Origin of the sequence: Aquitalea sp. FJL05 (genome assembly GCF_003852595.1) — a bacterium.
GTDB lineage: Bacteria > Pseudomonadota > Gammaproteobacteria > Burkholderiales > Chromobacteriaceae > Aquitalea > Aquitalea aquatilis.
The window spans coordinates 29,896-44,363 of record NZ_QAJS01000007.1; the positions used below are offsets into that span (position 1 = coordinate 29,896).

General features: G+C 60.6%; 13 protein-coding genes. 5 read left to right on the top strand and 8 right to left on the bottom strand.

Features of this window, described 5'->3' with window-relative positions; translation table 11 throughout:
- The first annotated feature begins 164 nt into the window (after positions 1-164).
- Positions 165-338, top strand: coding sequence for a DUF2788 domain-containing protein (locus tag DBR44_RS07035; RefSeq protein ID WP_181836620.1), 174 nt, complete (start codon positions 165-167; stop codon positions 336-338).
- A gap of 73 nt (positions 339-411) precedes the next feature.
- Here DBR44_RS07035 and DBR44_RS07040 read toward each other — a convergent pair whose 3' ends face one another.
- The 6 genes from DBR44_RS07040 to DBR44_RS07065 form a co-directional block, all read right to left on the bottom strand.
- Positions 412-1,050 carry a LysE family translocator gene (locus tag DBR44_RS07040; RefSeq protein ID WP_124643361.1) on the bottom strand — a complete coding sequence of 213 codons (639 nt, stop codon included), beginning with the start codon at positions 1,048-1,050 and terminating at the stop codon, positions 412-414.
- A 154-nt stretch (positions 1,051-1,204) separates the two neighbouring features.
- Positions 1,205-2,743: an amino acid permease gene (locus DBR44_RS07045; RefSeq protein ID WP_124643363.1), complete on the bottom strand. Its 1,539-nt coding sequence runs from the start codon at positions 2,741-2,743 to the stop codon at positions 1,205-1,207.
- A gap of 293 nt (positions 2,744-3,036) precedes the next feature.
- Complete coding sequence (locus tag DBR44_RS07050) at positions 3,037-3,765, bottom strand: gamma-glutamyl-gamma-aminobutyrate hydrolase family protein (RefSeq protein WP_124643365.1); 729 nt, start codon at positions 3,763-3,765, stop codon at positions 3,037-3,039.
- Positions 3,762-4,925 carry an iron-containing alcohol dehydrogenase gene (locus DBR44_RS07055; RefSeq protein WP_124643368.1) on the bottom strand — a complete coding sequence of 388 codons (1,164 nt, stop codon included), beginning with the start codon at positions 4,923-4,925 and terminating at the stop codon, positions 3,762-3,764. Before DBR44_RS07055 ends, DBR44_RS07050 begins: the two co-directional genes overlap by 4 nt.
- A gap of 3 nt (positions 4,926-4,928) precedes the next feature.
- Positions 4,929-6,314 carry an aldehyde dehydrogenase family protein gene (locus DBR44_RS07060; RefSeq protein ID WP_124643370.1) on the bottom strand — a complete coding sequence of 462 codons (1,386 nt, stop codon included), beginning with the start codon at positions 6,312-6,314 and terminating at the stop codon, positions 4,929-4,931.
- On the bottom strand, positions 6,315-7,658 hold the full coding sequence (locus DBR44_RS07065; RefSeq protein WP_233578410.1) for a glutamine synthetase family protein: 1,344 nt from the start codon (positions 7,656-7,658) through the stop codon (positions 6,315-6,317).
- Positions 7,659-7,941: 283 nt separating this feature from the next.
- Between DBR44_RS07065 and DBR44_RS07070 the strand changes: the two genes are divergently transcribed.
- From DBR44_RS07070 to DBR44_RS07080, 3 genes are all read left to right on the top strand, one after another.
- Positions 7,942-8,814 (top strand): MurR/RpiR family transcriptional regulator, encoded by an 873-nt coding sequence (locus tag DBR44_RS07070; RefSeq protein ID WP_124643374.1) that lies wholly within the window; start codon positions 7,942-7,944, stop codon positions 8,812-8,814.
- 64 nt (positions 8,815-8,878) lie between these two features.
- Complete coding sequence (locus DBR44_RS07075; protein WP_124643376.1) at positions 8,879-9,379, top strand: YajQ family cyclic di-GMP-binding protein; 501 nt, start codon at positions 8,879-8,881, stop codon at positions 9,377-9,379.
- A gap of 116 nt (positions 9,380-9,495) precedes the next feature.
- Entirely contained in the window at positions 9,496-11,097 is a 1,602-nt protein-coding gene (locus DBR44_RS07080; RefSeq protein ID WP_124643379.1) for an NAD(P)/FAD-dependent oxidoreductase, read from the top strand.
- 67 nt (positions 11,098-11,164) lie between these two features.
- On the opposite strand, the gene DBR44_RS07085 is transcribed toward DBR44_RS07080, so the two are convergent.
- Together DBR44_RS07085 and DBR44_RS07090 are read right to left on the bottom strand one after the other, a co-directional pair.
- The gene (locus tag DBR44_RS07085) at positions 11,165-12,652 is read right to left on the bottom strand and encodes an aldehyde dehydrogenase (RefSeq protein WP_124643381.1); all 1,488 of its coding nucleotides are present in this window, start codon (positions 12,650-12,652) and stop codon (positions 11,165-11,167) included.
- A gap of 60 nt (positions 12,653-12,712) precedes the next feature.
- A complete protein-coding gene (locus tag DBR44_RS07090) occupies positions 12,713-13,258 on the bottom strand; it encodes a cupin domain-containing protein (RefSeq protein WP_124643383.1) in 546 nt (181 codons plus the stop codon).
- A gap of 410 nt (positions 13,259-13,668) precedes the next feature.
- Here DBR44_RS07090 and DBR44_RS07095 point away from each other — a divergent pair, with 410 nt between their 5' ends.
- A complete protein-coding gene (locus DBR44_RS07095) occupies positions 13,669-14,424 on the top strand; it encodes a gamma-glutamyl-gamma-aminobutyrate hydrolase family protein (protein WP_124643385.1) in 756 nt (251 codons plus the stop codon).
- Positions 14,425-14,468 lie beyond the last annotated feature (44 nt).

The window sequence follows — 14,468 nt, forward strand, 5'->3', positions numbered from 1 at the left end:
GTCATCTGCGTAAAAGTTGAGCCGGCAAGGGATGCGGCGTATCGTAGTGGCTTCGTCCGGGATGGCCCGGTGGCAGCGGCGCCGATTCAAGCGCCGGCTGTACTGAGCAGCCGCAACAATGAAGGAATGTCTGGGTGTCTGAAGATCAATTTACCGATATTTCCATGGCCGTGTGTCTGTCAGGGCTGATCATTTTCATGGGTTTCATCATCTGGGACCTTGGCAAGAAATCGCAGGCCGGCAAGATGGGAACGGCGATTCTGTTCCTGGTGCTGGGTTTCGGTGTGTTCGGCTTTATCTTCAAGAACGTGCTGGTGGAATTTCTGGTGCTGAAGTAAGCAGCTTGGAAAATACATAAACGGGTTGGCCAAGGCCAACCCGTTTTGCATGGTGCGCAGTATGGCCGGTCGACTAGCGCGACGGTGCCAGCATCAGCCGCAGGCCCAGCGCGATGAATACGCTGCCGGCAATGCGGTCCAGCCACTGGCTGGCCTTGGGGGTGCGGTTAAGCCAACTGCCGATGGCACCGGCGAAATAACCCAGGCTGCCAAACAGCAGTGCAGCCTGCGCGGTAAAGATCAGCCCCAGAATGGCCGTCTGCCAGCCACTGTGGCCCTGCGCCGGACTGACGAACTGTGGCAGGAAAGCCAGGAAAAACAACACGACCTTGGGGTTGATGGCATTGGCCAGCAGGCCTTTGCGAAAGTGTGCCATCAGTGGGGTATGGTCCGGCGCGCCATTGGCCGCCTGCAGATGGCTGCCATGGCTGCGAATGGCTTGCCAGCCCAGATACACCAGATAGAGGCCGCCGGCTGTTTTCAGCAGGCCGAATGCCATAGGCGAGGCGGCGATCAGTGCGCTGACGCCGATGGCTGCCAAGACGGTATGCGTCAGGCAGCCCAGCGCACAGCCCAGGCCGAAGGCCATGCCCTGGCGTCGCCCTTTGGCAATGCCCAGGCTCAGTACCATCAGATTATCCGGGCCGGGGGAAAGGGTGATCAGCATGGCTGCGGCGGTAAAGGCCGCCAGTTGTTCCGGGGTCACAATCATGGCGATGTTCTCAAGGTAAACCAGACAGCATCATTAAGTATTTTCTGGCAGCGGGCAAGCCGCTTGCCTCGGAGCGGACGGGTAATTTCGCAGCAGCACATCCCAAAGAAAACGGCCATGCAGGACATGGCCGTTGTTCTTGCTGACATCAGGATCAGGCAGTCTTGTCCAGCGCATTCTCGATCTCACGGATATGCGCCTGGTGTTTCTGGATACGTTCACCGACCGGTGGCCCCTTGAATTGCTTGCGTACTCCCAGCACAAACCAGAAGAACAGCAAGACCACCAGCAGGGCGATGATCAGATAGAGCACCTTTTGATTGGGTGGCTGTACACCGACAAACGCCAGGATGGCACCACCGATGGTGGCCAGCACGGCAATCGGCTTGGAGGCAGCGCCCAGGCTGAAGGGGCCTTTGTGGGTCCAGCTTTTGCCTTCGGCAAACAGGCCGGCCGTGGTGGGCAGGATGTAGGAAATGTACAGGAATACGGCGGAGCCAGCCGACAGCACAGTAAAGGCATCGCCATACAAGGTGGCGACAATGGCCAGGATGGCGCTGACCCAGATGGCCAGGCCTGGTGTGCGGTGTACGGCATGGACCTGTTTGAGCTGGTGCGAGAAGGGCAGGCCGCCATCACGGGCAAAGGCATACATCATGCGCGAGGTGGAGGTCAGGCAGGCCAGGCCGCACAGATAGTTGACCAGGAAGATGCCGATGCCCAATACCGCCTTCAGCACTGGCGGCAGGCTGCTGAGCAGCAGGTCGAAGAAGCCCATGCCGGCTTTGACGCCAGCCTGCATATTGGGCAGGACCAGCACGAAGGTGCAGATCAGGATGTAGCCGAACAGGGCAGACCACAGCACCGAGCGAATGATGCCCTTGGGCACATTGTGTGCGGCCTGGTGGGTTTCTTCCGAGGTATGCGCCGAGGCGTCGTAGCCGGTAAGGGTGTAGACGGTCAGCAACAGGCCGGACAGGAAGAGCATCAGGCTGCTGTCGGTCTTGGGCCAGGTGCCGCCGTCGGCACCGCTGAAGTTGGTAAAGGTGAACAGGCGCGAGAAATCGAGCGGACCCGGTGCATAAGCCAGCAGCGATACGGTCAGCAGCAGCGCGATGGCAAAGATCAGATAGCCGGACATGTCGGTCAGCCGGGTGGTGAGCTTGATGCCCAGATGATTCAGCCAGGCCTGGCTCAAGGTGATGCCTGCCAGAAACAGCGTTTGCTCTGTCCAGGTGAGCTGGTCGGGATTAATGCCCAGCAGTGGTGCAATCAGGGTTTTGAAGAAGGGATCGTAAACCCCGAAATTGACCGAAGCCACCACGAAGATCAGTCCCAGCAGGTTGATCCAGGCAGTTACCCAGCCCAGTCCCTTGCCACCCAGGATGGACGACCAGTGATAGAGCCCGCCGGCAGTGGGGTAGGCCGAGGCGATCTGTGCCATGGCAGCGGCCACGATGCTGGCAAATAGCGCACCCACCGGCCAGCCGATGCCGATGGAGGCACCGCCGCCGGCACTGATGCCCGCCGGAAAGGCCGTGATGCCACCGGCCAGAATGCAGATGATGGAAAAGGAAATGGCGAAGTTGGAAAAGCCGCTCATGCGTCTGGATAGTTCCTGAGCGTAACCCATGCTGTGTAACAGTTTCTCGTCCTCACCCTGCGGTGCGGAGCCGTGCTGATCTCGGTTCATGATGATCCTCTTACATGTGTTGACCTACACTGTATGGAAATGCACTGTGCTGAGACTTCACCCTTTGCTGCGCCAGCAGCGGACGGCGGGCAAAAGCGCGGCCTGCGTCCGGCTTTGCCTGTCGGCTAGCCATACCCATTTGCCTTCTACCCGTGTCTGCTGCGTGGCGCTCTGCGTCCCGTTCGTGCTGTCGGCTTTGGAACAGCTAACAAAACCCCTGCTACTGCGTTGCGCCGCCTTGCCGTACTACTTGTACTGTCTGCAGCGGCGCGCCTTGCCCCAGGGCCGCTACGCTATTTTGTCAGCCGCTCTGAGTGACTGCGTTTGCTGCTCATGCGGACCAACTCATCAAACAGCCCCTGCTGGCTGCTGTCTTCCCGTGCAGATAATTCCGGATGCCACTGCACGGCAATCAATTGCGGGAAACCTTCCACCTCGATGGCCTCGATGACGCCATCGGCGGCCCAGGCCACGGCGTGCACGCCCTGACCTGGCTGGTCGATGGCCTGGTGGTGCCAGGACTTGGTGGCCACTTCGGTGCTGCCCAGCAGGCCGGCCAGGCAGGAGTCGGCAGCCACCCTTACCTGATGCAGGGTGGGGTCGCGCGGGGCTACCCGGTGTTCCACTGTTTCACCCACCACATCCGGCAAGTGCAGGTGCAGTGTCCCGCCCAGTACGGTATTGAGAATCTGCAGGCCACGGCAGATGGCCAGCGTTGGCAGTTTGCGTTGAAGCAGGGAGCGTGCCAGCGCGGTTTCGGTGTGGTCGCGCTCCGGGCTCAGGTTGTAGATGGTGGGGTGGGTGCCACGGTCGAACAGCTCCGGGTCGATGTCGCCGCCACCAATCAGCACCACGCCGTCCAGCGCATCCAGCCAGCTGTCGATGGCAGCATCCCCCACTGGCGGCAACAGCACCGGCGCACCGCCGGCACGCAAGACGGCATGCACGTAGTCCACCGGAGTGTGATAGCCATACCCCTGGCCGGCGGGATAGGTGGTCAGGCCGATGAGGGGGGGCTTCATGGCAGTTGGCCTTGCACGGCGGCCAGATAGATGGCGCTGTAGTCGCTGGCGCTCAGCGGCAGCGGATTGCCGCCGTCGCTGGGGTCGGCCTTGGCCATGCGGCCGATCTCACTGGCTTGCTCTGCCGGGATGTTGATCTGGCCCAGGCTGTGCGGAATGCCCAGATCGCTGCGCAGCTGCAGTATCCAGGCAAGGAAGCCGTCAAAACTGCTGTCGGCCAAGCCGATATAGCGGGCCGCAGCGGCCAGCTTGTCGGCGATGGCTGGACGGTTGCGTACCAGTACATAGGGCAGCAGGATGGCATTGGCCAGGCCGTGGTGAGTGTCGAACACCGCACCAATGGGATGCGCCAGTGCATGCACGCCGCCCAGGCCTTTCTGGAAGGCGGTTGCGCCCATGATGGAGGCGGCCAGCATATGCGAGCGGGCCTCGATATGGCTGCCATCGGCATAGGCGGTGGGCAGCCAGTCGTGCACCAGTTTCATGCCTTCCAGCGCCACGCCCTGCGCCAGCGGGTGGTAGTAGGGTGAGCAATAGGCTTCCAGATTGTGCACCAGCGCGTCGATGCCGGTGGCGGCAGTCAGGTGCGGGGGCAGGCCGGCGGTGAGTTCCGGGTCGGCCAGCACCAGTCTGGGCAGCATGGAAGGGTGGAAGATGATGACCTTGCGGTGGTCTTCTTCATCAATAATGAGCGAGGCACGGCCCACTTCCGAACCGGTGCCGGAGGTGGTCGGCACGGCGATGGTCGGTGCCACCCCGGCGACATTCACCCGCAGCCAGTTGTCGCCGACATCTTCAAAATCCCACAGCGGGCGGTCCTGGCCCACCATCAGCGCAATGGCCTTGCCCACATCCAGTGCGCTGCCGCCGCCTACCGCAATCACGCCATCGTGCTTGCCCACCTTGTAGGCATTGACGCCGGCGTAGACATCGCGGCCCACCGGGTTGGGGCGCATATCGCTGAACAGCTGTGCTTCCATGCCGGCTGAGGCCAGATAGTCGAGCAATCGGGCCACCAGTGGCAGCCGGGCGAGGCCGGGGTCGGTGACCAGTAGCGGGCGGCGCATGCCCAGTTGCTGGCACAGTGCGGGCAGCTCGCTGGCGCGGCCTGCGCCAAAGCGGATGCTGGTCGGATAGTTCCAGTTACCTTGCAGTTGCATGCTTTACCCCTTGAGATGGAAGGATTTGATACGGGTGAGCTGCTGATAACCCAGCACGGATAGCGAAATGCCGCGGCCGGTGTCCTTGACCCCGGTCCAGGCGAGGGCAGGGTCCAGGTAGTCGCAGCGATTCATGAATACGGTGCCGGTGGCAATGTCATTGCCCAGCCGGATGGCGGCCTCGCGGTCCTGCGTCCACAGCGAGGCGGTCAGGCCATAGGCGCTGTCGTTCATCAGCGCCACGGCCTGTTCATCGGAATCCACCGGCATGATGCCGATGACCGGGCCAAAGCTCTCGTCCCGCATCACGCTCATGCCGTGATGCACATCCACCAGTACTTGCGGGGCCAGATAGGCAGTGCCCGGCGCATCGGCGGCAAAGTGAGCGGCCGGAATCAGCGCCCGCGCCCCGGCGGCCACGGCGTCGGCAATCTGGCTGCGCACAAAGGCGGCGGCGCTGGCGCGTACCATGGGGCCGAGATTGGTATTGGTATCCAGAGGATTGCCAAAGCGGTAGTTGCGGGTCAGTTCGACAAATCCATCGACAAAGTCCTGATAGTGGCTGCGATGGACATAGATGCGTTCGATGCCGCAGCAGGATTGCCCGGAGTTGAAAAATGCACCGTCCACCAGGTTTTCAATGGCGCTGGCCAGGTCGGCATCTTCACGCACATAAGCCGGGTCCTTGCCGCCCAGCTCCAGCCCCACACCGATAAAGCGCTCACTGGCGGCTTGTTGCACTGCGCGACCACCGGCCACCGAGCCGGTGAAAGCGACAAAGTCGATCTGCGGCGCAGCCACCAGCCGCAAGGTGGCGGCATGGTCCAGCTGCAGGCTCTGGAATACCCCGGCAGGCAGGCCGGCTGCATCAAAGGCTTGCTGGAACAGTTCGGTCACCAGCGGGGTTTGCGAGGAGTGCTTGAGGATGACGGTATTGCCGGCGGCCAGTGCCGGCACGATGGTGTTGATGGCGGTGAGGAAGGGGTAGTTCCACGGTGCCAGCACCAGTACCGTGCCCAGTGGTTCGTGGCGCAGAAAGCGCTGAAAGCCTTCCTTGGCAGTGGGGTGGATGTCGGCCAGCCCTTCCTCGGCAATGGCCAGCATGTGGCGCGCCCGTTCCTCAAGGCCGCGCACTTCGCCGGGCGACTGACTGATGGGGCGGCCAATCTGGCGGGTAATGGCCTCGGCACAGGCGTCCTTGTGCGCCACCAGCCAATCTACTGCTTTGCCGATCAATGCCTTGCGTTCGGCCAGCGGGGTATGTCGCCAGCCACGCTGTGCGGCGCTGGCCGCATCGAGAACCGCCTGGGTCTGGCTGGTGCTGGCATAGGGGCGCTCCAGCAGGACGGCACCATCGACGGGGGAGATGACGGAATAGGATGTGCTCATTTAGATGATCTCGAAGTAGCGTTTCAATTCCCAGTCGGTGACATGGCGCTGGAACTCGCGTTCTTCCCACTCGCGGGTGGCGGCGAAGTGGTCGACAAAATCATCACCGAACCAGTCGCGGGCGGCGGCGGAGGCGCGCAGGGCCTGGGCAGCGTCCCACAGGGTGCGGTGCAGCTGCAGATGGGCCGGGGCTTCCAGCAGATAGCCATTGGCCGTTACCGGCTCCTCCGGCTCGATCTTGTTTTCTATGCCGTACAGCCCGGCGGCCAGCCCGCTGGCCAGTGCCAGATAGGGGTTGGTATCGGCACCCGGCAGGCGGTATTCCACCCGCTGCGACTTGCTGCTGCCCGGAATGGCGCGAATGGCCACGGTACGGTTGTCCACCCCCCACAGGGCGCTGGTTGGGGCCCAGTAGCCCGGTACCAGTCGACGGAAACTGTTGACGGTGGGGGCGGCCATGCTCATGAATTGCGGCATCAGTTTTTGAATGCCACCAATAAAATGGCGCATGGTGTCGCTGATATTGTGTTCGTGGCCGGCCTGATGGAAGGCACTGTGGCCGTCGCGGTTCTTCAGCGAGATATGGATGTGCCCGCCCTGGCCGGAGTAGTCCTGATGCCACTTGGCCATATAGCAGATCATGCGGCCCTGTTTTTCCGCCAGCACCTTGGAAAAGGTCTTGAAGCAGACCGCGTTGTCGGCAGCGATCATGGCCTTGTCCACCGTCAGTGCGGCTTCCAGTGCACCGGGGCCGGTTTCTTCGTGAAAGCCTTCTACCGGCATGTTCATCTGCTCGCACAGATCAAGCAGGCCACGGTAGAAGTCGGTATTCACCGAGTTGCGCAAAACCGAGTAACCAAAAGCACCGCTGCCCAGCGGTTTGGGGTTCTGGTACAGCTTGTCTTGCAGCGCGGCATTGCTTTCGTCGGTGACCAGGAATTCGTATTCGAAGCCGGCCATCGGCTCGAAACCCATGGCGCGGGCGCGCTCCACCACCCGGCGCAGCACGCCGCGCGGGCACAGCCCTTCCAGCCGGCCGACTACCTCGCCCTGCACGAAGATCATATTGTCTTCCAGCGGCAGCTCGCGACAGGATTCGGGCAGCAGTCGGATCTGCGCATCGCCATAGCCACGGCCCCAGCCGGTGAGTAGGGTGTTGTCGTACAGCTTGTCGCCCACGTCCCAGCCGAATACCACGTCACAGAAACCGAAGCCGCCCTCCAGCGAGGACAGGAATTTGTCGCGCGACATGTATTTGCCGCACATCACGCCATCAATATCAACCAGGCCAACCTTGATCTGCCGTAGCTGGCGTTCTTCGATCAGGGTCTTCAAATCTGCCATTGTCTTTACATGCCGAGCATCCATGATTGCTCCTTGCGCTGGTGTTGGGTGGGTGGCAGGGTTATTTCTTTTCCTGTTGCGGCTAGTATTGTTCGTTAGAAAATCTGCAATCAAGATAAAAATGTAATAAAAATTAGATTGTGCTGTGCAATGTGGAAGCAATGCCACAATGCCGGTTTGCCACCGCAGACTGCTATCATTGCCGAATGAATGCTGGCTGCGCCTTGTTGCCGGCCATTGATAACAGGCACTTGTCAACCAGTGCCTGATTGTGGAGAAGCCTGTGAGTAATAGCCGGTCCATCGCGGAAGAACTGCGCGTGCTGTTTGAAACCCTGACCCCGACCGAGCGCAAGGTCGGGCGGGTGCTGCTGGCGAATTACCCGGTGGCCGGGCTGGAAACCATCGCCCAACTGGCGCTGCGGGCAGATGTCAGCGGTCCGACCGTGTTGCGCCTGATCAGCAAGCTGGGCTTCGACAGCTACACGGCCTTTCAGACGGCCTTGCGCGACGAGCTGGAAATCCGCTTGCAGTCGCCGCTGGTGCGCCACGACCCGGCCCAGTTGCAGGGTGATAGCGATTTTCTGGTCAGCTATGCGGCGCGCATCACCCAGCTGATGCAGGAGACGGTGGCCCATCTGCCGCGGGTGGAGTTCGATGGCGTGGTGGATGTGCTGGGCGAGCGCAAGAACCGCATCTGGCTGCTGGGCGGCCGGTTGACTGACCCGTTGGCGGCTTATCTGTGTCATCACCTGAAAGTGGTGCGGGCCGACGTGGTGCATCTGCGCGGTGTGCCATCCAGCTGGGCCGACTCGCTGGTCGACATGGGCAAGCACGATGTGCTGGTGATCTTCGACATCCGCCGTTATTGGGATGGTGCCTTGCACATCGCCGAGATGGCGGCGCAGCGCAAGGTCAGTGTCTTGCTGTTTACCGATCAGTGGCTGTCGCCGGTATCGCGTGTGGCGCGCTTTACCCTGGCTGCGCATACTGCCGGCCCGTCCGGCTGGGATACCAATACCCCGCTGATGTTGCTGGTGGATGCCGTCATCGCCGCGCTCAATACCCGGCAATGGGCGGCCATCAGCGACCGCCTGCAGGAAGTGGAAGCCATGCGCGCCCGGCTGGGCGAGGGCAGCAGCCGGGCTGACGAGTGACAAGGGCGCGCGCAGCCACTAAAATTGCGCCATTCAGCCTTATCTGCCTTACAGGACTAGTCCCATGCCGTCTTTTGATATTGTTTCCGAAGTCAATAAAGTAGAAGTGCGCAACGCCATCGAGCAGGCCAACAAGGAAGTGTCCACCCGCTACGATTTCAAGGGTAGCGACTCCCGAATCGAGCAGACCGACAAGGAAGTCATCCTGTACGCCGATGCCGAATTCCAGCTGGACCAGGTCAACGACATTCTGGTGAACAAGCTGTCCAAGCGCAGTGTCGATGTGCGCTGCATGGAATACGGCAAGCTGGAGAAGGTTAGCGGCAACAAGGTGAAGAAGGTGCTGACGGTAAAAGAAGGCCTGGAAACCGAAATGGCTAAGAAAATTGTCCGCATCATCAAGGATTCCAAGCTCAAGGTGCAGGCCAGCATCCAGGGTGAATCGGTACGCGTGTCCGGTGCCAAGCGCGATCTCTTGCAGGAATGCATTGCGCTGATGCGCAAGGAAATTGCCGATGACAAGGAAAACGGCATGCCGCTGCAGTTCAATAACTTCCGCGACTAAGCCTGTCCGGCATGTCCATGACGACCGGCCCACTGGGCCGGTTTTGCTTTTGCAGGGCGTCCCTCCTACAATACGGCCCTTGTTGAATAGACAGCAACCTGTGCATTGGAATCAGCATGTTACGCATTACCGAACTCAAACTGCCGCTGGATCACAGCGAACAAGATCTGGCCGCTGCCATTGTGACCTTTCTGGGCATCAAGCCGGCCGACCTGAAAAGCTACACCGTTTTCAAACGCAGCTATGATGCCCGACGTGGCGTGATGAGCCTGGCCTACATCATCGACATGGAAGTGGAAGGCGAAGCCAGGTTGCTGGCCCGCTTCAAGGACGATATCCATGTGTTGGCCACGCCAGATACCAGCTATCACTTCGTCACCCAGGCACCGGCCACGCTGGCCAAGCGCCCAGTGGTGGTGGGCTTTGGCCCCTGTGGCCTGCTGGCGGCGCTGGTGTTGGCACAAATGGGTTTCAAACCCATCGTGCTGGAACGTGGCAAGAAAGTGCGCGAGCGCACCAAGGATACCTGGGGCCTGTGGCGCAAGAATGTGCTGAACCCCGAATCCAATGTGCAGTTTGGTGAAGGCGGTGCCGGTACTTTCTCTGACGGCAAGCTGTACAGCCAGATCAAGGACCCGCGCCATCTGGGCCGCAAGGTGCTGACCGAGTTCGTCAAGGCCGGCGCGCCGGAAGAAATCCTGTTCATCGCCAAGCCGCACATCGGTACCTTCCGCCTGGTCAGCATGGTGGAAAAAATGCGGGCGGAAATCGAGTCGCTGGGCGGCGAAATCCGCTTCCAGCAGCGCGTCACCGACCTGCACATCGACAATGGCCATGTTCGTGGCCTGACGCTGGCTGATGGCAGCCAGATCGAGGCCGATCACGTCATTCTGGCGCTGGGCCATAGTGCGCGTGACACCTTCGAAATGCTGCATCAGCGTGGTGTGTTCATGGAAGCCAAGCCCTTTTCGGTGGGCTTCCGTATCGAGCACCCGCAAACCTTGATCGACAAGGCGCGCTGGGGCAAGTATGCCGGTCACCCCATTCTGGGGGCGGCCGACTACAAGCTGGTGCATCACGCCAGCAATGGCCGTGCGGTGTACAGCTTCTGCATGTGCCCGGGCGGGCAGGTGGTGGCGGCCACCTCGGAAGAGGGCCGCGTGGTGACCAATGGCATGAGCCAGTACTCGCGTGCCGAGCGCAATGCCAACTCCGGCCTGGTGGTCAGCATCAACCCGGAAGACTATCCGGGTGGTGCCATGGCAGGTATCGCCTTCCAGCGGGCACTGGAAAGCCACGCCTATGTGCTGGGTGGCAGCACTTACGAAGCGCCGGCACAGCTGGTAGGCGACTTCCTCGCCGGGCGGGCCTCCACGGCGGTGGGTTCGGTCGAGCCTTCCTATCAGCCCGGTGTGCATTGGACAGACCTGGCCACTGCGTTGCCGGATTTTGCCATTGCGGCGATGCGCGAGGCGCTGCCGGAATTCGGCAAGAAAATCCGTGGCTACGACATGCACGACGCCGTGCTGACCGGGGTAGAAACCCGTACCAGCTCGCCGCTGCGCATTACCCGTGGTGAAGACCTGCAGAGCCTGAATGTGAAGGGCCTGTATCCGGCCGGCGAAGGTGCCGGTTACGCTGGCGGCATCCTGTCCGCCGGGGTGGACGGGATTCGCGTGGCCGAGGCACTGGCGCTGGAGATGAGCAGCCAGGGCTGATGCTGAGCGGATGGGAAGCAAAAAAGGCGCTCGGTCAGGAGCGCCTTTTTTTTGCGGCAGCGGGTGTTTACAGCTTGATCAGCGTGCTCTTCAGCTCGCTGTATTTTTCCAGTGCGTGCAGCGATTTGTCGCGACCATTGCCAGACTGCTTGAAGCCGCCGAAGGGGAAGTTCATGTCGCCGCCTTCGTCGTAGCAGTTTACCCATACGGTGCCGGCGCGTAGGCGGCGTGATACCTGATGGGCGGTGCTGACATTGGAGGTCCACACCGCAGCGGCCAGGCCGTATTCGGTATCATTGGCGATGCTGACGGCTTCGTCCAGTGTGTCGAAGGTGATGACCGACAGCACCGGCCCAAAGATTTCCTCGCGGCAGGTGGTCATGTCCGGGCGCTGGCAATCAAAGGCGGTCGGTTCGATGAACAGGCCCTTGTCAGTGTGGGCAGCCTTGCCGCCGCAGATCAGGCCGGCGCCTTCGCTCAGGCCCTTGTCGACATAGGACAGCACCTTGTCGTACTGGATCTTGTCAACGATGGCACCCATGCTGGTGGCCGGGTCCAGCGGATCGCCTGGGAACCAGCCCTGGGCGGCCTTCTTGAACTCGGCCAGGAAGGCCTCTTTCACGCTGCGTTGTACCAGCACGCGCGAGCCGGCCGTGCACATTTCGCCCATATTGAAGAAAATGGCGCCGGCAGCGGTACGGGCGGCCTTGGCAATGTCCGGGCAGTCTTCCAGCACGATATTGGGCGACTTGCCACCCAGCTCCAGCCAGACGCGCTTGAGGTTGGATTGCGCGGCATAGCCGGCAATCAGCTTGCCCACGCCGGTGGAGCCGGTAAAAGCTAGGCAGTCCACATCCATGTGCAGGGCCAGCGCCTTGCCGACGTCACCCGCGCCGGGCAGTACCTGGAAAATACCGTCCGGGATGCCGGCATCCTTGGCCAGTTGTGCCAGGCGAATGGCGGTCAGCGGGGATTTTTCCGACGGCTTGACGATGACGGCATTGCCGGCCGCCAGGGCAGGGCCGAATTTCCAGCTCGCCATCAGGATGGGGAAGTTCCACGGCACCACGGCCGCCACCACGCCAATGGCTTCACGGGTGATCAGGCCCACCAGCTTGGGGTCGACCGGAGCCACTTCGCCACCGATCTTGTCGATGGCCTCGGCAAACCATTCCACACAGTAAGCCGCGCCCGGCACATCCACCGTGGTGGAGTCGCCAATCGGCTTGCCCATGTCCAGCGTTTCCAGCAGGGCCAACTCGTCGCCATGCTGGCGGATCAGCGCGGCAAAGCGTTTCAGAATGCTGCCGCGAGCCAGCGGGGCCAGCTCCGACCACTTGCCGGAATCAAAGGCGGCGCGTGCAGCGGTCACGGCTGCGTTCACTTCAGCCTCGCCGCAGCAGGCGATGTCGGCCAGTTTCTGACCATTGGCCGGATTGACGCAATCGAAGGTCTTGCCATCGGCGGCGCTGGTATAAGCACCGTTGATGAAGGCCCGGCCTTCGATATTGAGTTGTGCAGCAAGCTGTTTCCACTCTGCATGGGTACGCGCCATGGGTCTTCTCCTGATATTTATGTAAGTTGATTCCGGTTGCTCGTTGCTGGCTACCGTCAATCAGAATGTGGGCGGCGAGCTGGCACTGACCATTTCACAGATTTCGCTGCCGATGTTGCGAAAGCGATGCGGCAGCTTGCTGTCGAAATAGTAAGAGTCGCCCGGACCCAGAATGCGGGTTTCGTTGTTGACCGTGATTTCAATCGAACCGGCAATGATGACGCCACCCTCCTGGCCCTCATGCATCAGCATGTCGGGGCCAGTGTCGGCGCCCGGTTCGTAGTGCTCTTTCAGAATGGCGATATCACGCCGTTCATGTGCGGTGCCGATCAGCAGCAGCCTGATTTGATCATTGCCCAGATTGGGAAGTTCTTTTGCCTGATAGAACACGCGCGGCTGTTGCGGCTCTACATCAAAAGTGAAAAATTCCGCCAGGGTCATCGGCAGACCTTCCAGTACCTTCTTCAAGGAGCTGATCGACGGGCTGACGCGATTCTGCTCGATCAGGGAGATCGTGCCGTTGGTGACGCCTGCCCGCTTGGCAAGTTCGCGTTGTGACAGACCAAACCGGTCTCTGACCACTCTCAATCGTGCTCCTACATCCATCTGGCTGCTTCCATCTATGTTAATAATTTTAGACGTTCCATCATATGATTTTTGATCGTATCCTGCATCTGTTGTTGCGCTGCAAAATCAAATTTCTTTGCATGTTTTGGAGTTTATAGCCAGAATCAGCCTCAGGAATCAAGGGTGTTGTGGATTTTTTTAAACATCTGCAACAGTATATTTGATCAAACCTTGGTTTGTGCGATGATAGCGTTCATGCTGTCCGTCATGGTTTGCTGGACGGCATGAAGGGTACTTTCTTCTGTTCAGTTTCTTGTGGCCGGCCTTGCCGGACTTGAGTCACACTGGACCGGCGCGGTACCGGACTGCACCAGGCAGTGGTGTGCAGTCGCTGGCAACCTGTCGGAAACCGCGTGTGCGGTTTCTCCAATCGAGTCAACGAGGTCCTTATGCAGCAACCGATTATCGGCATTCCGTGTGATGTGAAAATGGTAAGTGGTCTGCCATTTCATGCGGTTGGCGAGAAATACATTGCAGCTGCCGCAGGCGGCGTAGGTGGTATCCCGGTGCTGATTCCTTCATTGGGCAGCGCGGCACCGCTGCGTGAATATCTCAATTTTGTGGATGGTGTGCTGCTGCCCGGCTCGCTGTCCAATATCGAGCCTCATCGTTATGGCGGCCAGGCCAGCCGCCAGGGAACACTTCATGATCCGGCGCGTGATGCAACCACGCTGCCGCTCATCGACCTTCTTCTGCAAGAAGGCATCCCGCTTCTGGGTATTTGCCGCGGTTTCCAGGAAATCAATGTTGCACTGGGCGGTGAACTCTTCCAGCACGTACAGGAAGAACAAGGCTTTGGCGATCATCGCGAGCCGGATACTCAGAATCTGGATGAGATGTATGGTCTGGCACATGCCCTGCACCTGCAACCGGACAGCCTGCTCAAAGGCTGGCTGGGGCAGGATGAAGTCAGGGTGAACTCGCTGCACCAGCAAGGTATCAAACGTCTGGCCGACCGCCTGGTGGCGGAAGGCGTGGCGGATGACGGGCTGGTGGAAGCATACCGGGTCAGGGATGCCAAGGGCTTTGCCTACGGCGCGCAGTGGCATCCTGAGTGGAAGTACTGGGAAAACCCGGTGTCCATGGCCATTTTCAATGCGTTCGGTGACGCTTGCCGCGCGCGTCGTGCCAGCCGTCAGGGCTGAGTCGCACGTCATCCAGAGCCGGTACACCGGCCACAATGGAAGTA

Bases quoted from the DNA above. Each gene is read 5' to 3' on its own strand.
- DBR44_RS07085 (WP_124643381.1), bottom strand. From the start codon at position 12,652: ATGGCGCGTACCCATGCAGAGTGGAAACAGCTTGCTGCACAACTCAAT.
- DBR44_RS07050 (WP_124643365.1), bottom strand. From the start codon at position 3,765: ATGAAGCCCCCCCTCATCGGCCTGACCACCTATCCCGCCGGCCAGGGG.
- DBR44_RS07095 (WP_124643385.1), top strand. From the start codon at position 13,669: ATGCAGCAACCGATTATCGGCATTCCGTGTGATGTGAAAATGGTAAGT.
- DBR44_RS07075 (WP_124643376.1), top strand. From the start codon at position 8,879: ATGCCGTCTTTTGATATTGTTTCCGAAGTCAATAAAGTAGAAGTGCGC.
- DBR44_RS07035 (WP_181836620.1), top strand. From the start codon at position 165: ATGGCCGTGTGTCTGTCAGGGCTGATCATTTTCATGGGTTTCATCATC.
- DBR44_RS07080 (WP_124643379.1), top strand. From the start codon at position 9,496: ATGTTACGCATTACCGAACTCAAACTGCCGCTGGATCACAGCGAACAA.
- DBR44_RS07090 (WP_124643383.1), bottom strand. From the start codon at position 13,258: ATGGATGTAGGAGCACGATTGAGAGTGGTCAGAGACCGGTTTGGTCTG.
- DBR44_RS07045 (WP_124643363.1), bottom strand. From the start codon at position 2,743: ATGAACCGAGATCAGCACGGCTCCGCACCGCAGGGTGAGGACGAGAAA.
- DBR44_RS07040 (WP_124643361.1), bottom strand. From the start codon at position 1,050: ATGATTGTGACCCCGGAACAACTGGCGGCCTTTACCGCCGCAGCCATG.
- DBR44_RS07065 (WP_233578410.1), bottom strand. From the start codon at position 7,658: ATGGCAGATTTGAAGACCCTGATCGAAGAACGCCAGCTACGGCAGATC.
- DBR44_RS07055 (WP_124643368.1), bottom strand. From the start codon at position 4,925: ATGCAACTGCAAGGTAACTGGAACTATCCGACCAGCATCCGCTTTGGC.
- DBR44_RS07060 (WP_124643370.1), bottom strand. From the start codon at position 6,314: ATGAGCACATCCTATTCCGTCATCTCCCCCGTCGATGGTGCCGTCCTG.